The organism is Bradyrhizobium uaiense, from assembly GCF_010811875.1.
In the GTDB taxonomy this organism is placed as follows: Bacteria; Pseudomonadota; Alphaproteobacteria; order Rhizobiales; family Xanthobacteraceae; genus Bradyrhizobium; species Bradyrhizobium uaiense.
On sequence record NZ_VKHP01000157.1, the window covers coordinates 1 to 22254 of the forward strand.

At 64.8% G+C, this 22254-nt stretch carries 20 protein-coding genes; 15 read left to right on the forward strand and 5 right to left on the reverse strand.

The window, feature by feature from the left end; translation table 11 throughout:
* Positions 1-163: 163 nt before the first annotated feature.
* From gor to FNJ47_RS30170, 3 genes are all read left to right on the forward strand, one after another.
* Entirely contained in the window at positions 164-1549 is a 1386-nt protein-coding gene (gene gor / locus FNJ47_RS30160) for a glutathione-disulfide reductase (RefSeq protein ID WP_163159599.1), read from the forward strand.
* Between the two features lie 236 nt (positions 1550-1785).
* Positions 1786-1995 (forward strand): DUF2934 domain-containing protein, encoded by a 210-nt coding sequence (locus FNJ47_RS30165; RefSeq protein WP_163159600.1) that lies wholly within the window; start codon positions 1786-1788, stop codon positions 1993-1995.
* Between the two features lie 70 nt (positions 1996-2065).
* Complete coding sequence (locus tag FNJ47_RS30170; protein ID WP_163159601.1) at positions 2066-2419, forward strand: cupin domain-containing protein; 354 nt, start codon at positions 2066-2068, stop codon at positions 2417-2419.
* Positions 2420-2474: 55 nt separating this feature from the next.
* On the opposite strand, the gene FNJ47_RS30175 is transcribed toward FNJ47_RS30170, so the two are convergent.
* Both FNJ47_RS30175 and FNJ47_RS30180 read right to left on the reverse strand, forming a co-directional pair.
* Positions 2475-3689, reverse strand: coding sequence for a hypothetical protein (locus FNJ47_RS30175; protein WP_163159602.1), 1215 nt, complete (start codon positions 3687-3689; stop codon positions 2475-2477).
* 978 nt (positions 3690-4667) lie between these two features.
* Entirely contained in the window at positions 4668-5594 is a 927-nt protein-coding gene (locus FNJ47_RS30180) for an alpha/beta hydrolase family protein (protein WP_163159603.1), read from the reverse strand.
* A gap of 146 nt (positions 5595-5740) precedes the next feature.
* On the opposite strand from FNJ47_RS30180, the gene FNJ47_RS30185 reads away from it, so the two are divergent.
* The 4 genes from FNJ47_RS30185 (at position 5741) to FNJ47_RS30200 (ending at position 10502) form a co-directional block, all read left to right on the forward strand.
* Positions 5741-7129: a class II 3-deoxy-7-phosphoheptulonate synthase gene (locus FNJ47_RS30185; protein ID WP_163159604.1), complete on the forward strand. Its 1389-nt coding sequence runs from the start codon at positions 5741-5743 to the stop codon at positions 7127-7129.
* 28 nt (positions 7130-7157) lie between these two features.
* Positions 7158-7511, forward strand: a complete 354-nt coding sequence (locus FNJ47_RS30190; RefSeq protein WP_163159605.1) for a diacylglycerol kinase — start codon at positions 7158-7160, stop codon at positions 7509-7511.
* Between the two features lie 2 nt (positions 7512-7513).
* Positions 7514-8659 (forward strand): FAD-dependent oxidoreductase, encoded by a 1146-nt coding sequence (locus FNJ47_RS30195; protein ID WP_206685361.1) that lies wholly within the window; start codon positions 7514-7516, stop codon positions 8657-8659.
* Positions 8660-8750: 91 nt separating this feature from the next.
* Positions 8751-10502 carry an NAD+ synthase gene (locus FNJ47_RS30200; protein WP_163159606.1) on the forward strand — a complete coding sequence of 584 codons (1752 nt, stop codon included), beginning with the start codon at positions 8751-8753 and terminating at the stop codon, positions 10500-10502.
* A gap of 130 nt (positions 10503-10632) precedes the next feature.
* Here FNJ47_RS30200 and FNJ47_RS30205 read toward each other — a convergent pair whose 3' ends face one another.
* Both FNJ47_RS30205 and FNJ47_RS30210 read right to left on the reverse strand, forming a co-directional pair.
* Positions 10633-11787, reverse strand: a complete 1155-nt coding sequence (locus FNJ47_RS30205; protein ID WP_163159607.1) for a DUF2865 domain-containing protein — start codon at positions 11785-11787, stop codon at positions 10633-10635.
* A 158-nt stretch (positions 11788-11945) separates the two neighbouring features.
* Complete coding sequence (locus FNJ47_RS30210) at positions 11946-12269, reverse strand: hypothetical protein (protein WP_163159608.1); 324 nt, start codon at positions 12267-12269, stop codon at positions 11946-11948.
* A 295-nt stretch (positions 12270-12564) separates the two neighbouring features.
* Here FNJ47_RS30210 and cysS point away from each other — a divergent pair, with 295 nt between their 5' ends.
* The 4 genes from cysS to FNJ47_RS30230 are packed head-to-tail and all read left to right on the forward strand — an operon-like array spanning position 12565 to position 16462.
* A complete protein-coding gene (cysS, locus tag FNJ47_RS30215) occupies positions 12565-13965 on the forward strand; it encodes a cysteine--tRNA ligase (protein WP_163159609.1) in 1401 nt (466 codons plus the stop codon).
* A complete protein-coding gene (locus tag FNJ47_RS30220; protein WP_163159610.1) occupies positions 13962-14468 on the forward strand; it encodes a GNAT family N-acetyltransferase in 507 nt (168 codons plus the stop codon). Before cysS ends, FNJ47_RS30220 begins: the two co-directional genes overlap by 4 nt.
* On the forward strand, positions 14465-16063 hold the full coding sequence (gene cimA, locus FNJ47_RS30225; RefSeq protein WP_163159611.1) for a citramalate synthase: 1599 nt from the start codon (positions 14465-14467) through the stop codon (positions 16061-16063). The genes FNJ47_RS30220 and cimA overlap by 4 nt, the downstream gene beginning before the upstream one ends.
* Before the next feature lie 21 nt (positions 16064-16084).
* A complete protein-coding gene (locus tag FNJ47_RS30230; protein WP_163159612.1) occupies positions 16085-16462 on the forward strand; it encodes a VOC family protein in 378 nt (125 codons plus the stop codon).
* 157 nt (positions 16463-16619) lie between these two features.
* Here the strand turns inward: FNJ47_RS30230 and FNJ47_RS30235 are convergent, their stop codons facing one another.
* A complete protein-coding gene (locus FNJ47_RS30235; protein ID WP_163159613.1) occupies positions 16620-17225 on the reverse strand; it encodes an LOG family protein in 606 nt (201 codons plus the stop codon).
* A 213-nt stretch (positions 17226-17438) separates the two neighbouring features.
* Between FNJ47_RS30235 and FNJ47_RS30240 the strand changes: the two genes are divergently transcribed.
* The 4 genes from FNJ47_RS30240 to FNJ47_RS30255 all read left to right on the forward strand — a co-directional run bounded on the left by FNJ47_RS30240 (position 17439) and on the right by FNJ47_RS30255 (position 22094).
* Complete coding sequence (locus tag FNJ47_RS30240; RefSeq protein ID WP_163159614.1) at positions 17439-19427, forward strand: ABCB family ABC transporter ATP-binding protein/permease; 1989 nt, start codon at positions 17439-17441, stop codon at positions 19425-19427.
* A 53-nt stretch (positions 19428-19480) separates the two neighbouring features.
* Positions 19481-20179 carry a phosphatidylserine decarboxylase gene (locus FNJ47_RS30245; protein ID WP_021081990.1) on the forward strand — a complete coding sequence of 233 codons (699 nt, stop codon included), beginning with the start codon at positions 19481-19483 and terminating at the stop codon, positions 20177-20179.
* A gap of 79 nt (positions 20180-20258) precedes the next feature.
* Positions 20259-21134, forward strand: coding sequence for a CDP-diacylglycerol--serine O-phosphatidyltransferase (gene pssA / locus FNJ47_RS30250; RefSeq protein WP_163159617.1), 876 nt, complete (start codon positions 20259-20261; stop codon positions 21132-21134).
* A gap of 240 nt (positions 21135-21374) precedes the next feature.
* Complete coding sequence (locus tag FNJ47_RS30255) at positions 21375-22094, forward strand: RraA family protein (RefSeq protein WP_163159615.1); 720 nt, start codon at positions 21375-21377, stop codon at positions 22092-22094.
* The last annotated feature ends 160 nt before the right edge of the window (positions 22095-22254 follow it).

A 22254-nucleotide genomic window follows, 5' to 3' on the forward strand; every position in this document is an offset into this window, starting at 1 on the left:
TGAGGGGCATCTCCACGAGCCAGCCAGTGGAGAGTCCCCCTCGCCCGTCGCTTCGCCGTAGCCGAAGCTTCGCCTCGGCGTCGCTTTGGAACGGCCGCCTGCGGCGGCCTACGCCTCTCCCCGCAAGAGCGGGGCGAGGGAGAAGGAAGAAAGAGGTACTGCCATGGCCGAGTTTGACGTCGATCTGTTTGTCATCGGTGGTGGTTCGGGCGGCGTTCGTGCCGCCCGCATCGCTGCCAACTACGGCGCGAAGGTCATGGTCGCCGAAGAGTACCGGATGGGCGGCACCTGCGTGATCCGCGGCTGCGTGCCGAAGAAGCTGTTCGTGATCGGCAGCCACGTCCACCAGGAGATCGAGGATGCGGCCGGCTTCGGCTGGAGCATCGGCCAGGTCTCGTTCGACTGGGCCACCCTCGTCGCCAACAAGGACAAGGAGATCGCCCGGCTCGAGGGCGCCTACACCAGCAACGTCGAGAAGTCGGGCGCCAGGATCGTCAAGACCCGCGCGGTGCTGGAAGACGCCCACACGCTCAGGCTCGCCACCGGCGAGAAGGTGACCGCGAAATACATCCTGATCGCGACCGGCGGCGCGCCCAATCACGGGCCCCACGTTCCCGGCATCGAGCACGTGATCTCCTCCAACGAGGCGTTTCATCTCAAGGAGCTGCCGAAGCGGATCGTGATCCAGGGCGGCGGCTACATCGCGCTGGAATTCGCCGGCATCTTCGCCGGCTACGGCTCCGATGTGACGGTGGTCTATCGCGGCGACAACATCCTGCGCGGCTTCGACGAGGACGTGCGCAAGCATGTCCGCGCCGAGATGGAGAAGCGCGGCATCACCATCATCACCGGCTGCACGGTGGCGAAGGTCGACAAGCACGGCAAGGATTTCACGACCCATCTGTCGAGCGGCTCCAGCATCGCCTCCGACCAGGTGATGTTCGCGGTCGGCCGGCATCCCAATGTGAAGGGGCTCGGACTTGAGGCCGCCGGCGTCGCCATCAATCCCGCCAATGGCGGCATCCAGGTTGACGGCTGGTCGAAGACCTCGGTCGACAACATCTATGCGGTCGGCGACGTCACCCACCGCACCAATCTGACCCCGGTCGCGATCCGCGAGGGCCATGCCTTTGCCGACACCGTGTTCGGCAAGCGGCCCGTGCAGGTCGACCACGCCACGATCCCGACCGCGGTGTTCTCGCAGCCCGAGGTCGGCACAGTCGGCTTGACGGAAGAAGAGGCGCGGGCGCAGTTTTCCCACGTCGATATCTACAAGACCGATTTCCGCCCGATCAAGGCGACGATGTCCGGCCGCGATACTCGCGTGCTGATGAAGCTCGTGGTCGATGGGTCGAGCGACCGGGTGCTCGGCTGCCACATCGTCGGTGATTGCGCCGCCGAGATCACCCAGGCGGTCGCGATCGCCGTGAAGATGAGGGCGACCAAGGCGGACTTCGACGCCACCGTCGCGCTGCATCCGACGGCCTCCGAAGAGCTGGTGACGATGCGGACGCCCACCGCGCGCCACGTGCGCCAGGCCGCGGAGTAGGGACGCACCCTGCACGCGTTGTGCGGCACGGATCGGCGTCGGGCTTGTTCCGCGTGCGTCGGGCGATCGGGCAGGTGTCGCCGTGATCCCCGGCGGTCAGGCCGCCTCGCAATACCGTCTCTGCCCGAAAATGGCCGGCTTTCGCACTGGCGCGGTCATTCATTTTGGAACATTGTCTGGAGCTGCAAGTTCCACCCTTCAAAACAACTGATTATTTCAGATTGAGGGAGCTGCTCATGACAGGCCCGACCGAGCAGGAGATTCGGACCCGCGCTTACGAGTTGTGGAAGGACGCCGGCGAACCGCACGGCAACATGGATCAGCTCTGGTACCAGGCCGAAAAGGAACTGCTGGCGCGCAAGGCCGCCAACGGCGAAGCGCATTGCGATAAGAACGGGCAGCACGGGCCGACCACATATCCGGAGAGGTTAAGGGGCGTGCATTGAGTGCGTCGCGCAGCTGAGCTAACGACCCCGGCAGGCTGGCTTCACAGGCAGGCTTGGACCCGGAGGCATCATGAGCGACGCGATCGATCTCTCGCAAAAACTGTCGACATTCTCTGATCACTGGTCGCCGCGCACGGTGGCGCAATTCAACGCCTGCGACGTCATGGTGGTGAAGGTCGAGGGCGAGTTCGTCTGGCACAAGCATGACGACACCGACGATTTTTTCCTGGTGCTGAAAGGCGTGCTCGACATCGAGCTGCGCGACCGCACCGTCACGCTGCATCCCGGCCAGATGTTCATCGTGCCGAAAGGCGTCGAGCACCGCCCCGTCGCGCGGGAAGAGGTGCATCTGCTGCTGATCGAGCCGACGGGGACGCCGAACACGGGTGATGCGGCGACGGCGGCCGCGCGGAAAGTGGTGTGAGGCGGTTGTCTGGAAAAGCCGTCCCGAGCGCCTCAGCAAATGCAACTCCTTGCGTTTATGCTTCTGCGTCATAGAGTTCATGAGCAAGCACGCGGATATCCTCGGTTGCAGAATCTCCTAGGTCCTTCAAATAGTCTAAGAACTCTTGCGGACTACTCAGCGAGAAGATGCGAGCCTTGAGGCCAAGTTCGTCTCGAAGACGCCCCTGTCTCAACAGGGAAGCGCACTGCTTATCTACAAACATTGCATCTACATAGGGAGCATAAGTCGATATCGCGGAGAAGTCGTTCAAGATGCTGGCGTTCATTTCCGGACGTTGCCCAGATGAGATTCGCCAACCGAGCGCGGCAAACAGGTAAGCGAAGATTCTGTGTGCTGGCTGGTGCTGATTCTCGGGCCAATCCAAAAATCTCAGTACTTCTTTGAATGCGTCTTTCGCAGGCACGCCGTTGCGTGCGAACAACTCCGTCAGCTCCCTATATCGGCTGATCAATCCAAAGCGCATATCCAAAACGCTTGTCGGGTCATTGGATGCAAATGCTGCCTGCGTCTTCGTTATCTGCTCCCTTAAGGCTTGCCTCATTGCTGAGCCGTAGCTCGAGAGCTCGTGCTTTAGCAAATCATCGAAAGTAGGCCGGGCACTCACCCAACCATCAGCCAAGTGTTTGAGGCTTGCCTCGGCGATCGCTTTGTCTTGTCGGAGTCCTGGTGCGAACATCGAATAATTGGCGTTTACGCTGATGTGGTAGATAGGCAGCCATGCGTTGCGCGTTCCCAATATAATCTGGTCGACGTCTGTGCTCAGCGTAGGCCGTGTGCCGCCTTTCAGAAAGGCCTTCGCGAACTCCCACTCTTGTCGCGTGGCGATGGCATCGGTCCTCTCGAAAGACGTCTCCCCACTGAACATTTCGTGGGCGAGTCGCAGTTCTTCCGGGGAATGCCAGACAATCGTCTCATCTGAGTGGAGGTTTGACGCCGGAAATATTACCTGCTGCCTCAAGTAAGCTAGATTTCCGAGTGAGTAGCAATCCTGCCAGAATTGCTCATGAGGGGCGCCGGGCCTCCGCTTCTTTGCTTTCGTCTTGTAAAGTTCGCTGACCGCAAACTGATCGAGATAAATGACACGCTTCTCAGTGGCAGGAAGCGCCTCGCTATGTGAGTATCTGCACTCTTTACAGCGCTTCGTTACGGAGTTTCCACCGACAGACAGGGTGCCGAACGACTCTCCTTTGCAGCGCGGACATCTCCGAAACGGCGGATGTTCGAACATGGTGCTTCCTTGTGGTACATATCCCGGGCAACAATCTCTTGGGCGTCTGGAAGCAATTGGTCTCCGAATAACTTACGCCGAGTGGTTCGGCCGTTATGCAAAACGGAAGCCCAGGGATTCTGGATTGGCCGTTGCACATACCCTGAAGCGGGCGACAAGGCCCTGCGCAAAAATACGAGATTCTCCAACCCAATCAACCCGGTAACCCCGTCCAGTCCTCCTGCGGAAAATATTCCGCTTGGCGTTTGACCCAACTCAGATGTTCAATATGCCCGTCTCACCCGATCGAGGGGCGCTGCGCATCGTCAGGAGTGTTGCGGTGAGATGCGGTGGACGCCGAGGTCACGAGCGACGACGCGTGACGGAGGCGGACGGCGAAATCGTGTGGTCCTGACGCCCTAGCGGCAGGTGTCCTCTCGTAGATCGCGAAAGCGTTTTTGCGAGGGCGGTGACAACTAGCCCAGTCTCACCGGGGAGAGCACGTATAAGCCGTAACCCATCGCGCAGGGAAAGCCGGGATGTTTCCGGTTACACCTGTGGTCCGACCTCCGGTGCTTTTTTATTGCACCGGACCCATGGGTGCGATCGGCACCCGGCTTTCCCTGCGCCCTCTGTTCGAAGAGCGGCGAAACGAGATGCAAAAAACTCGGACGATTCATGTCGCGAGAATGCGGATGCTTGCGCAATTCTATCCCCGTCATCCTGAGGTGCGAGCCTCTTTGGCGAGCCTCGAAGGATGTGCGGCCGCACTGTGGCCGATCCATCCTTCGAGGCTCGCTCCGCTCGCACCTCAGGATGACGGGTCTGGCGGCAGGCGGCATCGCGCGAGAACCATCAGCCTCGTCGTCCTGGCGAAAGCCAGGACCCATTACCCGAATTGCCTGTAGTTGCGCGACGCTGGGGCTGCGATCCCGTTCGAGATCGAATGCGGTGGTTATGGCTGGCTTTCGCCAGGACGACGGTTGGGGACGACTGCGCCTATCCCTCCGCCTCGAGCCACTCCGCGGCGCCGCGCCAGAGCGTGTCGCGGTGGTCGCTGCGGAAGAAGCCGAAATGGCCGATCTTGGTGACGCCGGCGTCGGCGGGACTGATCGAGACGATCTCAGGCGTGATCGACGTAAATGCGGAGCACAGCAGTTCGACCGCGGGCCGCGTCGCCCAGGTGTCGTCGGTCACGCTGAAGGCGCGGAGCTTGCCGTTGAATTTTGCAAAATTCTCGCGCGCGGCAAGTGTCGTGTCGTCGAGCAGATAGCGCTCGCGCATCACCCAGCCTCGCCATTGCTCGAACACGCCCCTCGGCAGGTCCATGCCGAGCCCGGCCCACGCAGGCACATAGCCGAGCGTGCGCGCCAGCGGCAGGCCGATGCCGTTCATGAAGGCGACGACGCGGTAGCGCTCGGGCGAGGCCATCAGCTTCCAATAGGCGGCCTGCGCGGCGATCAAGAGCGCGCGCGGGATCTCGGCATTGTTGGCAAGGAGCCCGAGCGCCTGGCCGCCGAAGGAATGGCCGACATAGGCGAAGGGCAGGTCGCGGTAGCGCTCGCGCATCCAGCTCACGGCCGCGGTGGCGTCGAGCGCGGCCCAGTCCGCCATCGTGGCCTTGAAGCCGGCGAGCGACTTCGGCTTGTTGAGGCCGGTCGCCGCCATCGGCCTCGAGTCGCCGGTGCCGCGGTAGTCGTAGGTCACGACCGCCGCGCCGCGGCGGGCGAGGTAGCCGGCAAAGCCGCGATAGACCTTGCGGGGCACCGCGGTCGCCGAATTGATCAGGACGGCGTGGCGCTTCTTGCCGCGCGGCAGGAACAGCGTCGCGGCCAGCGGATAGCCGTCCGCGGCGGGCACGACGATGTCGTCGCTAAAAACGTCGTCCGGCGTGGCCTGGGCCACGGCAATTTGGCTGGCATTCATGGTATGGTCCAGCAAATGCGAATTCGCATTTTCCTGCAAGAGTTTGACGGGATTGCAGGATTCCTTCTAGCGGGGGAGCGGGCGGCTGTGTATAAGCCGTCCTTTCCCGTCGATTAAGTGGCGGTTTTTGCTCAGGAGTTGACCTCATGTCCGAGCGGTGGACACCCGATAGCTGGCGCGCCAAGAAGGTGCTGCAGGTGCCCGATTATCCCGATGCCAAGGCATTGGCCGATGTCGAGGCGCAGCTCGCGACCTTTCCGCCGCTGGTGTTCGCGGGCGAGGCGCGCAGCCTGAAGAAGGCGCTGGGCCGGGTCGCCGACGGTGAGGCCTTCCTGCTCCAGGGCGGCGACTGCGCCGAGAGCTTTGCCGAACACGGCGCCAACAACATCCGCGACTTCTTCCGCGTGCTGCTGCAGATGGCCGTGGTCATGACCTATGCCGGCGCGCTGCCGGTGGTGAAGGTCGGCCGCATCGCCGGCCAGTTTGCCAAGCCGCGGTCGTCGCCGACCGAGAAGCAGGGCGATGTCGAGCTGCCGAGCTATCGCGGCGACATCGTCAACGACATCGCCTTCACGCCGGAAGCGCGCATTCCCGATCCGCAGCGCCAGCTGATGGCCTATCGCCAATCCGCGGCGACGCTGAACCTGCTGCGCGCGTTTGCCACCGGCGGCTTCGCCAATCTCGGCAGTGTGCATCAATGGATGCTCGGCTTCCTGAAGGATTCGCCGCAGTCCCGCCGCTACAAGGAGCTGGCCGACCGCATCTCGGACGCGCTGAACTTCATGCGCGCCTGCGGCCTCGATCTCGAGAGCCATCCCGAACTGCGCGCCACCGATTTCTACACCAGCCACGAGGCGCTGCTGCTCGGCTACGAGCAGGCGATGACGCGGGTCGATTCGACCACCGGCGACTGGTATGCGACCTCGGGCCACATGATCTGGATCGGCGACCGCACCCGCCAGCTCGACCACGCCCATGTCGAATATTTCCGCGGCATCAAGAACCCGATCGGCTTGAAATGCGGTCCGTCGCTGAAGGCGGACGAGCTGTTGAAGCTGATCGACGTGCTCAGCCCCGACAACGAGCCGGGACGCCTGACGCTGATCAACCGCTTCGGTGCCGACAAGGTCGGCGACCATCTGCCCGGCCTGATCCGCGCGGTGCAGCGCGAAGGGCGCAAGGTGGTGTGGTCGTGCGATCCGATGCACGGCAACACCATCACCTCGACCTCCGGCTACAAGACGCGGCCGTTCGACCGCGTGTTGTCGGAGGTGAAGTCGTTCTTCCAGATCCATGCGGCCGAAGGCACCCATGCCGGCGGCGTGCATCTGGAGATGACCGGGCAGGACGTCACCGAATGCATCGGCGGCGCGCGCGCCATCACCGACGAGGACCTCAACGACCGCTACCACACGGTCTGCGATCCCCGCCTCAACGCCGAACAGTCGATCGACATGGCCTTCCTCATCGCCGAGCTGCTGAAGCAGGAGCGCGCCGGCAAGGTCAAGCCGATGCCGGCCGCTGCCGGATTGTAATTTGGGGCAGTGATTTGGGGGCAGTGACTTGCTGAGGTTCTGGCGAGCCACCATCAACTCGCGCAACGGGCTGGCCTTCGCCATTCGCTCGGAGCAGGCGATTCGCGAGGAGGTGGTGGCACTGGTGCTGTCGGTGCCGCTGGCCTGGCTGGTCGGCGCCACCGTGATGCGCCGGGTCGAACTGGTCGCGACCGTGGTGCTGGTGCTGGTGATCGAGCTGCTCAACACCGCGATCGAGAAGCTCGCCGACCGCCTGACCATGGATCACGATCAGCAGATCGGCCGGGTCAAGGACATGGGCTCGGCCGCCGTCGGCGTCGCGCTCATCATGGCCGGGCTGTTCTGGCTGTTCGCCCTCGCCGAGCGCTTGGGCGCGTTCTGACCGTGAGTGTCGATAAGCCGATCAAGCTTGCGGTGATCGGGCGTGGTCTGATCGGGTCGGCGGCCGCGCGGCATCTGAGCAAGATGGACCATGACGTCGCGCTGATCGGGCCCGACGAGCCGGCGGATTTTGCGCGCCATGATGGCGTGTTCGGCAGCCACTACGACGAGGGCCGCATCACCCGGCGTTACGATCCGCAAGCCTTCTGGCGGCAGATGAACCGCGCTGCGATTGCGCGCTACGACGAGATTGCAGCGGAAAGCGGCGTCGAGTTCTACCGGGAAGCCGGTGCACTTCACGTCGGTCACCGCGAAACCACTGATGTCGCTTCGGTCGGCCAGGTCTGCGCCGACGAAGGGATCACCTGTGAGGCCTATCAGGATGCAGGGCTCGCAGAGCGATTTCCGTTCCTGAAATCGACCGTGGGCATGCTGGGCTATTTCGAGCCACGCGATGCCGGCTACATCTCACCGCGCCGGCTGGTCCGGGCGCAGACCATCGCAGCCGAGCGCGCCGGCGCCCGGATCATCGCCGAGCCCGCGCTGGGGATTTCCGAAAGCAGCTCCGGCGTGACGATCCGGACGGGTTCGGGCAACGTCGAGGCCCAGCGCGTTCTCGTCGCGGCCGGCGGGCACACCCAATCGCTGCTCGGCCGATCCCTGGGCTTCACGGTCTATGGGCGTACGGTGGCGCTGTTTCGGCTCAGCGCGGCGGAAGTTCAGCGCCTCGCCGGCATGCCGTCGATGCGCTGTCTCGGGCCCAAGGGCGACAATCCCTATATCCTGCCGCCGATCCCATATCCGGACGGCCAAAGCTGGCTGAAGCTCGGCGGCGATCCCACAGATATCAGGCTCGACAACGAGGCTGACATCAAGGACTGGTTCCGGTCGGGCGGATCGGTTGATGTGGCGGATCGGCTGCAAACCCAGATCCTCGACCGCATTCGCGACCTCACATTCGAAGAACGCCGCGTCGTGCCGTGCATGACGACCTTTGGCGCCTCCGGCCTGCCCAACATCGGGCCACTTTCGGAGCGGGTCACAGTTGCATTCGGCTGCTATGGCAAGAGCGCGAAGTGTTCGGACGAATTGGGCAGGTTGGGCGGCACGGCGCTGCTCGGCGAGGTCAGCGCGGAGCTCGCACCCTGAGCGGTTCGAGACGATCATGGTGCGATTTCTGCAATCGCACCATGATCGGAAGGCGATTGAAAGTTGGTCTTGTGCGGGACAACATAACAGTATGAGCGAACAACAGATCAAGATCACCCTGGCGCAACTCAATCCGACGGTCGGTGACGTCACCGGCAACGCCGCGAAAGCGCGTGCTGCGCGCGATAAGGCGAAGGCCGACGGCGCCGACCTCGTGGTGCTGTCGGAACTGTTCGTTGCCGGCTATCCGCCGGAGGATCTGGTGCTGAAGCCGGCGTTCCAGTCGGCCTGCCGCGCCGCGATGGAGGAACTGGCACGCGAGACCGCCGATGGCGGCCCGGCGATGCTGATCGGCACGCCCTGGGTCGAGGACGGCAAGCTCTACAATGCCTGCGCACTGCTCGACGGCGGACGCATCGCCGCGCTGCGCTTCAAGGCCAATCTGCCGAATTACGGCGTGTTCGACGAGAAGCGGCTGTTCGCGCGCGGCCCGGCGCCGGGCCCGGTGACGGTGCGCGGCGTGCGCATCGGCGTGCCGATCTGCGAGGACATCTGGCTCGAGGAATCAGAGGACTACGAGAACGTCGTCGAATGTCTCGCCGAGACCGGCGCCGAGATCCTAGTGGTGCCGAACGGCTCGCCCTATGCCCGCGACAAGGCGGATCTCAGGCTCTCGATCGTGGTGGCGCGCGTCACCGAGAGCGGGCTGCCGCTGGTCTATCTCAACGAAGTCGGCGGCCAGGACGAGCTGATCTTCGACGGCGCCTCGTTCGCGCTGAATGCCGATCTCTCGGTCGCGGCGCAGCTTCCGGCGTTCGAGGAGAACATCACGACGCTGACCTGGCGCAAGAGCGCCGACGGCTGGCGCTGCAACGGGCCGATCACGGCGCAGCCCGAAGGCGACAAGGCGGATTACGCAGCCTGCGTGCTCGGCTTGCGCGACTATGTCCGCAAGAACGGTTTTCCGGGCGTGCTGCTCGGAGTCTCCGGCGGCATCGACTCGGCGCTGTGCGCGGCGATCGCGGTCGATGCGCTCGGCGCCGACAAGGTGCGCGGCGTAATGCTGCCGTTCCGCTACACCGCGCAGGTCTCGCTCGACGATGCCGCCAAGCTCGCCGCCGCGCTCGGCATCCGCTACGAGATCCTGCCGATCGCGGATGCGGTCAACGGGTTCGAGGCAATCCTTGCGCCTGTCTTCAAGGGGCTTGAGCGCGACATCACCGAGGAGAATTTGCAGGCGCGCGCCCGCGGCACACTGCTGATGGCGATCTCCAACAAGACCGGCGCTATGGTGGTGACGACAGGCAACAAGTCGGAAATGTCTGTCGGCTACGCCACGCTGTACGGCGACATGAACGGCGGCTTCAACCCGATCAAGGACATCTACAAGACCGAGGTGTTCCGCCTGTCGAGCCTGCGCAACGCGTGGAAGCCGGACGGCGCGCTCGGGCCTTCGGGCGAGGTGATCCCGGTCAACATCATCATCCGGCCGCCGACCGCGGAGCTGCGTGAGAACCAGACCGACCAGGATTCGCTGCCGCCCTACGACGTGCTGGACGCGATCCTCGAACGCTTGGTCGAGCGCGAGGAGCCGCTTGCGACCATCATCGAAGCCGGCTTCGATCCCGACGTGGTGACCCGCATCGATCGCCTGCTCAACATCGCCGAATACAAGCGGCGGCAGGCAGCACCAGGGGTGAAGGTGACACGCAAGAATTTCGGCCGCGACCGACGCTATCCCATCACCAACCGCTTCCGCGATTTCGGCAAGGCGCTGCCGGAGCCCGACGACAAGCTGGTGACGCGCGGTTCGCGCGCGTCGGCGGAGGCTTTTGAAGGGTGAGCGGGTAACGAGACTGTTCTCCCTCTCCCGCTTGCGGGGGAGGGGCGGGGTGGGGGTGTCGCCGCGAGTCGGACCATCGATGTGGAGAAAGCCCCCACCCGTGTGCAGTGAGTTCGCGGACCGGCTGCCGTTACTGCTTCTTCTGCTGGATGAAGGTCGGGCCGACTGTGCGGATCTGGCCGTCGCTCGTGGGCGCGGCCGGGGCCGTGGCGTCAGCGGCCGCCGGCTGCTGAGCAGCAGCCGCGGGCGCGCCCTTCTTGCCGGCGGCGGACTTGGTCTGTGCGCGCTGCTGCATCTTCCGCGCGCTCTCCTCGGTGACGATGATGTCGCCCTGCTGCGCGGCGGCCGCCTGGTCGTCGACTGCCTTCAGCGCCTCCGCCCAGCTCTGGCCAGCCGCCTTGCAGGAGCACGACGGGTTGAACTCGGTGCGGTACTTGAAGGCGTTCGGCAGCGCCGAGTAGGACTGGCCGTTGATCGAGACCGCCTGGTTGATGTCTTCGCCGGGATTTCGATAGGTAAACAGGCTGGCCTCCGCGGCCGGGCACTGCGCCTTGCAGATCTGTTCATCGGCGGCAAACCGCGCCTGGCTGGTCGCGAACGAGATCGGGAAGTAGGCGCCGTCACAGGTGCGGACGCAGACGGTGCGGAAGGTGCCGGACTGTGCGCCATATTGCGCGTCGGGCGGGGGCAGCTGACTGCTCGGATTGCTGCCGCCACCGCCGCCGAACAAGCTCTCGAGGAAGTTGCCCGGGCCACGCGCTGCGGCCGCGGCGTATTGCGGGCCGCAATTGTTCTGCGCCAGTGCGGTCAGGACCGAGCGGCGCTGGTTCTCGCGGTCGGCACCGCCGAGCCCGCCGGTGCGCAGCCGCTCGAGATTAGCGGTCATCTGGTCGAGATTGGCGCGCATCTGCTGGATCTGGTTGTTGACCGGACCGCACTGCGCCGAATTGTTGTTGAAGAGAGAGAGGAACCCGGAGCTGTCGCAGCCCATGCGCCGCGCCTGCGCCGTCACGCGATCGAGCTCGCCCTGCTGCCGGGTTGCCGCGTCCTGATAACGGCGGATCTGCTCGTCCCTTGCGGGATCGCCGCCGCCGCGATCGATCGCCGCCAGCTGGCCCTCGAGCCGGCTGCACATCGGGTTGGCCTGCGGCGCGCCCTGCGGAGCCGGGCCGGGCGCGCCCGGCGGCACCTGGGCCAGGGCATCCGTGGCCGGCAGGGCGATGCCCGCCAGAACGGCGCAAGTCAGAAACCAGCGGGAGAAGCGAGAACGGGAGCTATTGGGCATATCCGGCCATTAAAACGACGCCGCGCGGCGATCAACGCCAAAGCGCGCGGCCAAGGTCCCCTTGCAAAGGTCGCCTGCAATAGCCGTTTCTCGGGGCAGCGTCACGTCGTTTCCGGGGCGCCGGTGTGGCAATAACCCCGTTTATCCAGCGGCTTGGCTCAGCGCTGACAGGTGATGGCGACGTATTCGCCGCAAGCGTTGCCGCTGCATTTCTCATTTGCAGCGTGCGGAACCGCACCGGTGATCTCGTCGGGATCGACGCGGCGGTAATTGGTGGCCAGTGCAAAATCGCGTGACCGGCAATAGGCCCGGGCAGCAGACGCACCGCAGCGGTCGCCGCGGGCAAGGCACTGGTCGATGCCGTAGCCGTCCGCCTGGTTGGCGACGATGAAGACGCGGCTGTCGGCCAGCGCGGCCGAGGGGGCAAGGAAGGACGGGGCAACGAAGAGCGTGCAGGCAATCAATGCTGAAATCGGCCGCATGGTGCACCAGTGAAAATGGCGGGGAATCCGCGAGCCACCGGATACGCCCAAATGCTTAATAATGATTAACCATGAGGGCGTTGGCGTGATTTCGCTGTGGGGCCGGCCGCAATACGTCCGAAAACAGCCCCTTGACGCGATAAAGGGGCCATGAGACATGGTGGAACCATGAACGGCCACCTCGCCATCTGCAGCATTTGCCGCGAGATTATGAGCTAGCGATTCGCTGGCTGAGGCCGTCTTTTCTCAATCGCCTGAGAATCACTGGACGCCCGGCCGCAAGGGACGGTGATCCATGGATTTGCGCCTCTACGATACGTTGACCCGCGAGAAGCGGCCGTTCGTGCCGCTCGATGCCAACAATGTCCGCATGTATGCCTGCGGACCGACGGTCTACGACTTCGCCCATATCGGCAATGGCCGCGCGGCTATCGTCTTCGACGTGCTGTTCCGCGCGCTGCGCCATCGTTATGGCGCCGATCACGTGACTTATGTCCGCAACATCACCGACGTCGACGACAAGATCAACATCCGCGCCGCGCGGGACTATCCCGGCGTGCCGCTGAATGAGGCGATCCGCAAGGTCACCGAGCTGACCTATCAGCAGTACCAGGACGACGTCACGGCGCTCGGCTGCTTGGCCCCGACCGTGCAGCCGCGCGCGACCGAGCACATCCCGGAGATGCGCGCGATCATCGAGAAGCTGGTCGCCGGCGGCTTCGCCTATGTCGCCGAGGATCACGTGCTGTTCTCGCCGCAGGCGATGAACGCGGCCAATTCGACGCTGCCCCGCTACGGCGCGCTGTCGAAACGCTCGCTCGACGAGATGATCGCCGGCGCCCGCGTCGATGTCGCGCCCTACAAGCGCGACAACACCGACTTCGTGCTGTGGAAGCCCTCGAAGCCGGGCGAGCCGTCCTGGCCGTCGCCGGCAGGCATTGCGGTCGAGGGGCGCCCCGGCTGGCACATCGAGTGCTCGGCGATGGCCTGGAAGCATCTCGGCGAGAAGTTCGATATCCATGGCGGCGGCATTGATCTGGTGTTCCCGCACCATGAGAACGAGCTCGCGCAGACCTGCTGCGCGTTCCACACCGACCGCATGGCCAATGTCTGGATGCACAACGGCTTCCTGCAGATCGAAAGCGAGAAGATGTCGAAGTCGCTCGGCAACTTCTTCACGATCCGCGATCTCTTGGCCGATTGGCCGGGCGAGGTGTTGCGGCTCAGCATGCTCAAGACGCACTATCGCTCGCCGCTCGACTGGACGCTGAAGAGTGCAGAAGAGAGCGCGAAGATACTCGACGATTGGTACGCGGTTGCGGCCGACGCCGAGCCCGGCGCGCCGTCGACGGCGATGGTCGAGGCGCTTTACGACGACCTCAACACGGCGCAGGCAATGGCCGTTCTGCACGGCCTGCGCAGTGCTGCCTCGAGCAACGAACAGAGTCGCAAGGAGTTCGCCGGTTCGCTCCGGCTGCTCGGCTTCCTGTCGGAGAGCGCGGCGGCGTGGGAGGCGCGCAAGCAACAGGCGAGCGGCGTTGATGCCGCTGCGGTCGAGGCGCTGATTGCCGAGCGCACTGCGGCGCGTGCGCGCAAGGACTTCAAGGAATCCGACCGGATCCGCGATCAGCTCGCCGCGATGGGCGTGGTGATCAAGGACTCCAAGGAAGGCACCACCTGGGAGGTCGCGCGATGAGCCGTTCCGCACCCGCATTGCGTCCGTATCTGCCCGATGACGCAGCCGTCCTGGCGGCGATCTTCGCGGCCTCGATCATGGATCTGACCGGCGACGACTATAGCGAAACGCAGCAGGAGGCCTGGGCGGCCGTTGCCGACGACGAGGCGGCGTTCGGCAAGAAGCTGGCCGGCCAGCTCACGCTGATCGCAACGTTGCAGGGCGCGCCGGTCGGGTTCGCCTCGCTGAAGGGCGCCGATCACATCGACATGCTCTACGTGCATCCGAGTGCAGTGGGGCAGGGCGTCGGCGCTGCGCTGTGTGATGCGCTGGAGAAGATCGCGAGCGCCCGCGGCACCAAGACCCTGAAAGCCGATGTCAGCGACACCGCGCTCGAATTCTTCCGCAAGCGCGGCTATGTCGCGCAGCAGCGCAATTCGGTCACTATCGGCGACGAATGGCTCGCCAACACCACGATGCAGAAGACGCTCGACGGTGTCGCTACCCCGGGAGGCCACGCGTGAGCCGCGAGCGCCTCTATCTGTTCGACACCACGCTGCGCGACGGCGCGCAGACCAATGGCGTCGACTTCACGTTGCAGGACAAGCAGGTGATCGCGGGCATGCTGGATGCGCTCGGTATCGACTATGTCGAGGGCGGTTATCCCGGCGCCAATCCGACCGACACCGAGTTCTTCAGCAGGAAGCCCGCCTTCGACCACGCGCGCTTCACCGCGTTCGGCATGACGCGGCGGCCGGGCCGCTCGGCCTCGAACGATCCCGGGCTCGCCGGCATCCTCGAGGCCAAGGCGGACGCGATCTGCTTCGTCGCCAAGTCGTCGGCCTATCAGGTCCGGGTCGCGCTCGAGACCACCAACGAGGAAAACCTCGCCTCGATCCGCGACAGCGTCGCCGCCGCGAAGGCGCTCGGCCGCGAGGTAATGGTCGACTGCGAGCATTTCTTCGACGGCTACAAGGAGAACCGCGACTACGCGCTCGCCTGCGCCACGGCGGCCTACGAGTCCGGCGCGCGCTGGGTGGTGCTGTGCGACACCAATGGCGGCACCATGCCGCATGAGATCGAGACCATCGTCGCCGACGTCGTCAATCACGTGCCCGGCGCCCATCTCGGCATCCACGCCCACAACGACACCGAGCAGGCGGTGGCGAATTCACTCGCCGCGGTGCGCGCCGGCGCACGACAGATCCAGGGCACGCTCAACGGCCTCGGCGAGCGCTGCGGCAATGCCAATCTCTGCTCGCTGATCCCGACCCTGAAGTTGAAGCAGGAGTTTGCCGACAGGTTCGAGATCGGTGTCACCACCGAGAAGATGGCGACGTTGATGAAGGTGTCGCGCACGCTGGACGACATGCTGAACCGCGCGCCCAATCGCCATGCGGCCTATGTCGGCGAGAGCGCCTTCGTCACCAAGACCGGCATCCATGCCTCCGCCGTGATGAAGGATCCGCAGACCTATGAGCACGTGCTGCCGGAACTGGTCGGCAACCACCGCAAGGTGCTGGTCTCCGATCAGGCCGGCCGCTCCAACGTGATAGCCGAGCTCGACCGCGCCGGCATCGTCTATGACAAGAGCGATCCGCGGCTGACGCGCCTGGTCGAGGAATTGAAGGAGCGCGAGGCCGCGGGCTTCGCCTATGAATCCGCCAACGCCTCGTTCGACCTCTTGGCGCGCCGCACGCTCGGCAAGGTGCCGGAATATTTCAAGGTCGAGCAGTTCGACGTCAATGTCGAGCAGCGCTACAACGCCAACGGCCAGCGCGTCACGGTGGCGCTGGCGGTGGTGAAGGTCGATGTCGACGGCGAGCATCTGATCTCGGCGGCCGAAGGCAACGGCCCGGTCAACGCGCTCGACGTCGCGCTGCGCAAGGACCTCGGCAAGTACCAGAAATATATCGATGGCCTGAAGCTGATCGACTACCGCGTCCGTATCCTCAATGGCGGCACCGAGGCGGTCACGCGCGTGCTGATCGAAAGCGAGGACGAGACCGGCGAGAGCTGGACCACGGTCGGCGTCTCGCCCAACATCATCGACGCCTCGTTCCAGGCGCTGATGGATTCGGTGTTTTACAAGCTGGTGAAGTCGGGCGCGCAGGCGTGAGGCCCGACGCGAGGAGGGGATATGATCGACCACGTCTCCGTCGGTGTCCGCGATCTCGAACGCGCCGCGCGGTTCTATGAACCGACGCTGGCCGCGCTTGGCCTGACGCGTCTCGTCACACGGCCGGCAACGATCGGCTTCGGCAAGGCCTATCCCGAATTCTGGATCAATCTGCGTGCCGCGATGGCGCAGGTCCCGCATGAGAGCGGCACCCATATCTGCCTGCGCGCCAAAACCACCGCCGAGGTCGATGCGTTCCATGCCGCCGCAATGGCGTCCGGTGGCCTATCCGATGGCATGCCCGGCCTGCGCCCGCACGACCGCGTACGCTACTATGCGGCCTTCATCCTCGATCCCGACGGCAACCGCATCGAGGCCGTGACGTTTCCGAGCGAGTGAGGCTGGGCGAGCGCTCTCGACGTAATCCGTCGTCCTGAGGTGCGAGCTCTTGCGAGCCTCGAAGGATGGACGGCCACCAGCCGGGCCGTGCATGCTTCGAGACGGCCGCTGCGCGGCCTCCTCAGCATGACGGGGATAGCTTAACGCGCCCGAGCGATCAGAGCCGCCGCGCCACTTCGGGTGCCAGCTCCTTGGCGGCCGCCGGCTTGCCGGCCACCGCCGAACGCAGCCGCGGCAGGATGTCGTCGACGCGGTCGGCCATCAGCACGTTGATCGGCAGCGTCGGACGGATGAATTCGGTGGTGCGCATGTGGCTCAACAACGAGAGCAGCGGCTCCCAGAAATTGTCGATGTTGGCGAGCAGGATCGGCTTGGAGTGACGGCCGAGCTGCTGCCAGGTCAATTGCTCGACCAGCTCCTCCAGCGTGCCGATGCCGCCGGGCAGCGCGACGAACGCATCCGAGCGCTCGAACATCAGGCGTTTGCGCTCATGCATATCGGGAGTGACGATCATCTCCTGAACCGAGGTCAGCGCATTCTCGCGCGCCCGCAGGAATTCAGGAATGATGCCGGTGACGGAGCCGCCATGATCAAGGGTGGATTTGGCGACCGCGCCCATCAAGCCGACCGAGCCCCCGCCATAGACCAGGCGCACGTTGTTGTCGGCAAAGGCCTTGCCGAGTGCGATGGCAGCGTCAACGAAGCGGGGATTGTTACCGGGGCCGGAGCCGCAATAAACACAGACAGTCTTGATTTGGTTCATACGATCCTTGTGGCACTGCAGCGTAAACAGGGTCAAGACTAGCATATGGGGATTGAGGGCCAAAAAATCCCGTAAATTCCCGCGAATCGCGAACAATTTTCGTCATAAGCCTGTACGCCGCATTCAAACGATCTATATGACGGGCACAATGGCAAATCGTGGAAAAGATGTGGCAGCGCACCGGCGCGCCATGACGGCGAGAGCGGGCTGCTGATGGTGCCGCCGCAACAGACTGTGACCGGCGCCGCCGAGCCCTCGGCCACGCCGCCGGCCGCCGAGAAGGGCACGCTGCTCGGCACCCTCGTTCACCTCTGGCCCTATATCTGGCCCGGCGATCGCGCCGATCTGAAGATGCGCGTGATCTGGTCGGTGGTGCTGCTGCTGTTCGCCAAGCTTGCCACGCTGTCGGTGCCGTTCACCTTCAAATGGGCGATCGATGCGCTGAACGGCACGGGCTCGGCGCCCGTCGCGGCCTCGAACTGGATGGTCTGGCTGATCGCCTCGCCGGTGCTGATGACGATCAGCTACGGCGCGGTGCGCATCATCATGGCGGTGCTGACGCAGTGGCGCGACGGCATCTTCGCCCGCGTCGCCATGCACGCGGTGCGGCGGCTCGCCTACATCACCTTCGTGCACATGCACGAGCTGTCGCTGCGCTTCCATCTCGAGCGCAAGACCGGCGGCCTGACCCGCGTGCTGGAGCGTGGCCGCTCCGGGATCGAGACCATCGTGCGGATGGTGATCCTGCAGCTGATCCCGACCATCGTCGAGGTGACGCTGCTGGCGGGCGTGCTGCTGTGGCAGTTCGACTGGCGCTACGTATTGGCGGTGCTGATCACCGTCGTCGTGTTCATGTACTACACCTACATCGCGACCGAGTGGCGGATCGAGATCCGCCGCAAGATGAACGATTCCGACACCGAGGCGAACACCAAGGCGATCGACTCGCTGCTCAACTACGAGACGGTGAAGTATTTCGGCGCCGAGGAGCGCGAGGCGCGGCGCTACGACCGCTCGATGGAGCGCTACGAGCAGGCCAGCGTGAAGACCTATACCTCGCTTGCGGTGCTCAACACCGGGCAGGCGATCATCTTCACCGCCGGCCTGACCGCGACCATGCTGATGTGCGCGTTCGGCATCCGCAACGGCACCCACACCGTCGGCGATTTCGTGCTGATCAACTCGATGATGATCCAGCTCTACCAGCCGCTGAATTTCATGGGCATGGTCTATCGCGAGATCAAGCAGGCGATCATCGACATCGAGAAGATGTTCGACGTGCTGGCGCGCGATCCCGAGGTGAAGGATATCCCGGGCGCCAAGCCGCTCGTGGTGTCCACCGGCAGCGTGCGCTTCGAGGACGTCCGCTTCGCCTATGAGGGTGACCGGCCGATCCTGAAAGGCCTGAGTTTTGAGGTGCCGGCCGGCAAGACGGTCGCGATCGTCGGCCCCTCCGGCGCCGGCAAGTCGACGATCTCGCGGCTGTTGTTCCGGCTCTACGACGTCTCGAGCGGCCGCATCCTGATCGACGGCCAGGACATCAAGACCGTGACGCAGGCCTCGCTGCGACAAGCGATCGGCATGGTGCCGCAGGACACCGTGCTTTTCAACGACACCATCCGCTACAACATCCGCTACGGCCGCTGGGATGCCGGCGACGACGAGGTGGAGGAGGCGGCGCGGCTGGCGCAGATCGACGGCTTCATCCGGATGTCGCCGCAGGGCTACGAGACCCAGGTCGGCGAGCGCGGCTTGAAGCTCTCCGGCGGCGAGAAGCAGCGCGTCGCGATCGCGCGCACGGTGCTGAAGGCGCCGCCGATCCTGGTGCTGGACGAGGCGACTTCCGCGCTCGACAGCCACACCGAGCATGAGATCCAGGGTGCGCTGGAGCGGGTGTCGCGCAACCGCACCTCGCTCGTCATCGCGCACCGGCTGTCGACCATCGTCGGCGCCGACGAGATCATCGTGCTGGACCAGGGGCGGATCGCTGAGCGCGGCACCCACGCGCGGCTTTTGGCCGCCGGCGGCCTCTATGCCAGCATGTGGAACAGGCAGCGCGAGGCCGAGGAGGCCCGCGAACGGCTCGCCCAGGTCGATGACGACGGCACGGCACCGAATCGCCTGCCGCCGGTGGTCACTGAATCCTCAGAGGATTCCACCCCTGACGCGGGCGAGAAGCCCTTGCCGACCGCCGCGGAATAGTCGATTTAGGGCCTCTCCCGCCAAACGGGGCGGGGAAACGCAAGCGAGTTCTGATGTCGATCGCCAATTCCATCCGCGCGCAGATCCCGCCGATCCACCCCGAAGGCTATCCCTTCATCGGCGGCTTCGCTCTGGCGAGCCTGATCCTGTTCTGGATCTGGACCCCGCTGGGCTGGATCGGGACGCTGCTCACGGTCTGGTGCGCGCTGTTCTTCCGCGATCCCGTGCGGGTGACGCCGCTGCGGGACGGCATCGTGGTGTCGCCGGCCGATGGCCGCGTCTCTATGGTCGTGCAGGCGCTGCCGCCGGCCGAACTCGGCCTCGGCGACAAGCCGCTGCCGCGGGTTTCGGTGTTCATGAGTGTGTTCAACTGCCACGTGAACCGCAGCCCGGTGGCCGGCCGCATCGACCGCATCGCCTATCGCCCCGGCGCCTTCATCAACGCCGAGCTCGACAAGGCGAGCGAGGACAATGAGCGCAATTCGCTGGTCATCTCGAGCTCGAACGGGCGCATCGGCGTGGTCCAGATCGCGGGCCTCGTGGCGCGCCGCATCGTCTGCTTCGTCAAGGAAGGGCAGTCGATCGGCGCCGGCGAGCGCTTCGGCCTGATCCGTTTCGGCTCGCGGCTCGACGTCTACCTGCCCGAGGGCACCAAGGCGCTGGTCTCCGAGGGCCAGACCGCGGTCGCCGGCGAGACGATCCTGGCGGATTTCCGTGGCGCCGATCCCGGCCGGACCTACCGGGCTGATTAACGCTGTTTCGGCCGGTTGATCAGCCGGTTCCCGCCGCGATGGCGGAGCCGGGCCATGCTTGCTATATTCTCAAGTCATGATGCCATCCGATCCCAATTCCTCCGAGCTTCGCCGCCGCCGGTTCCGCCCGATCCCGGTGCGGATGCTCGTGCCGAACATGATCACGCTGCTGGCGATCTGCGCCGGCCTCACCGCGATCCGGCTGTCGACGGAAGGGCGGATGGAGCTTGCGGTCGCCGCCATCGTGTTCGCCGCGATCCTCGACGGCATCGACGGCCGCGTCGCCCGCATGATCAAGGGCCAGTCGAAATTCGGCGCCGAGCTCGACAGCCTCGCCGACTTCGTCAATTTCGGCGTCGCGCCGGGCCTGATCCTGTATTTCTGGCAGCTGCATGAGTTGAACAATGGCGGCTGGATCGCCGCGATGGTGTTCGCGATCTCCGGCGGCCTGCGCCTGGCGCGCTTCAACGCCTCGATCGACGACCCGAACAAGCCGGCCTTCGCCGCCAATTATTTCACCGGCGTGCCGGCGCCGGCCGGCGCGATCACCGTGCTGCTGCCGATCTATCTCGCCTTCCTCGGCGTGCCGGCGCCGCCGGCCACCTTGACGGCGTTCTACACGCTGCTGATCGCCTTCCTGATGGTGTCGCGGCTGCCGGTGTTCTCCGGCAAGACCGTGAAGATGCGCGTGCCGCCGGAGATGGTGCTGCCGGTGTTCGTCGCCGTGGTGTTCTTCGTCGCGCTGTTGATCGGCTATCCCTGGCACATCCTGTCGGCGGGCTCGGTGCTGTATCTGATCAGCCTGCCGTGGGGCTGGAAGTCCTATCGCGACGAGGAACGCAGTCTCGCCGCGAAGATGCAGGACACAAGCGCACCGCCGCCGGCCGCTGCGGCTCCCTACACGGCGCCGGTTACGGACACGGACCACGACGATCGTCCAGCGCATCTGCACTGAGGCCCTGTGTAATCCGTCATCCTGAGGAGCGGCGAAGCCGCGTCTCGAAGGATGCACGGCCCGACTGGTGGCCGTCGACCCTTCGAGACGCGCGCAAGGGCGCGCTCCTCAGGGTGACGGTCATGCAGTTGCTTCATTCCCGCAAATATCAGCCATGAGCTTGCCTCGGTTGGGTTCGCCTGTGATCTCGGCTATAGGCTGGGACGCCTCGCGAACGCCAAAAATCAGGAGAGAAACGCCGTGACGACATCTGCTTCCGCCCCGCTTCCTGCTTCCGTCCTTGACGCGTTGGCGCGCTATGATACGCCGACGATCTGCAACGCGATGGAGGTCGTAGCACCCGAGCGCCGTCTGATCGGCTACACCGTGAAGCCGTTGGTCTGCCCGTTCCCGAGCCTGCCGCCGATCGTCGGCTATGCGCGCACGGTCGCGATCCGCTCGGTGCTGAAATCCGGCCTCTCGGCCGAGGAGCAGTCGAAGCGCCGCATCGAGTATTACGAATATGTCGGCACCGGCTTCGGTCCGCGCATCTCTGTCATCCAGGACATCGACGGTCCCGACGTCGGCTACGGCGCGTTCTGGGGCGAGGTGCAGAGCGCCGTGCACAAGGCGCTCGGCTGCCTCGGCGTCATCACCGACGGCTCGATCCGCGATATCCCGCAATGGGCGCCGGGCTTCCAGGCGCTGGCCGGCTCGATCGGCCCGTCGCACGCCTGGGTTCACGCCGAAAGCTTCGGCGGTGAGGTTCGTGTCGCCGGCATGACGGTGCGCTCCGACGATCTGATCCACGCCGACAGCCACGGCGCGATCGTGATCCCCTACGAGATCGCGGCCAAGCTGCCCGAGGCCGCCGAACTCTGCGGCCGCCGCGAGACCCCGATCCTGGACATCGCGCGCTCCAAGGACTTCTCGCTCGAGAAGCTGAAGGAAGCCCTGAAGCGTTCGTCGGAAATTCACTGACATCGGACGAGGTCGGGTCGAACAGCCGCCGCGACAGAATTGTGCTCCCTCTCCCGCTTGCGTGGGTCGAGACGAGCGAAGCTCGCTCTTAGGTCGGAACGCATCGCCAGATGCGTTTCGGGTGGGGGCTCTTTCCACAATATGATTCGTGGAGATACCC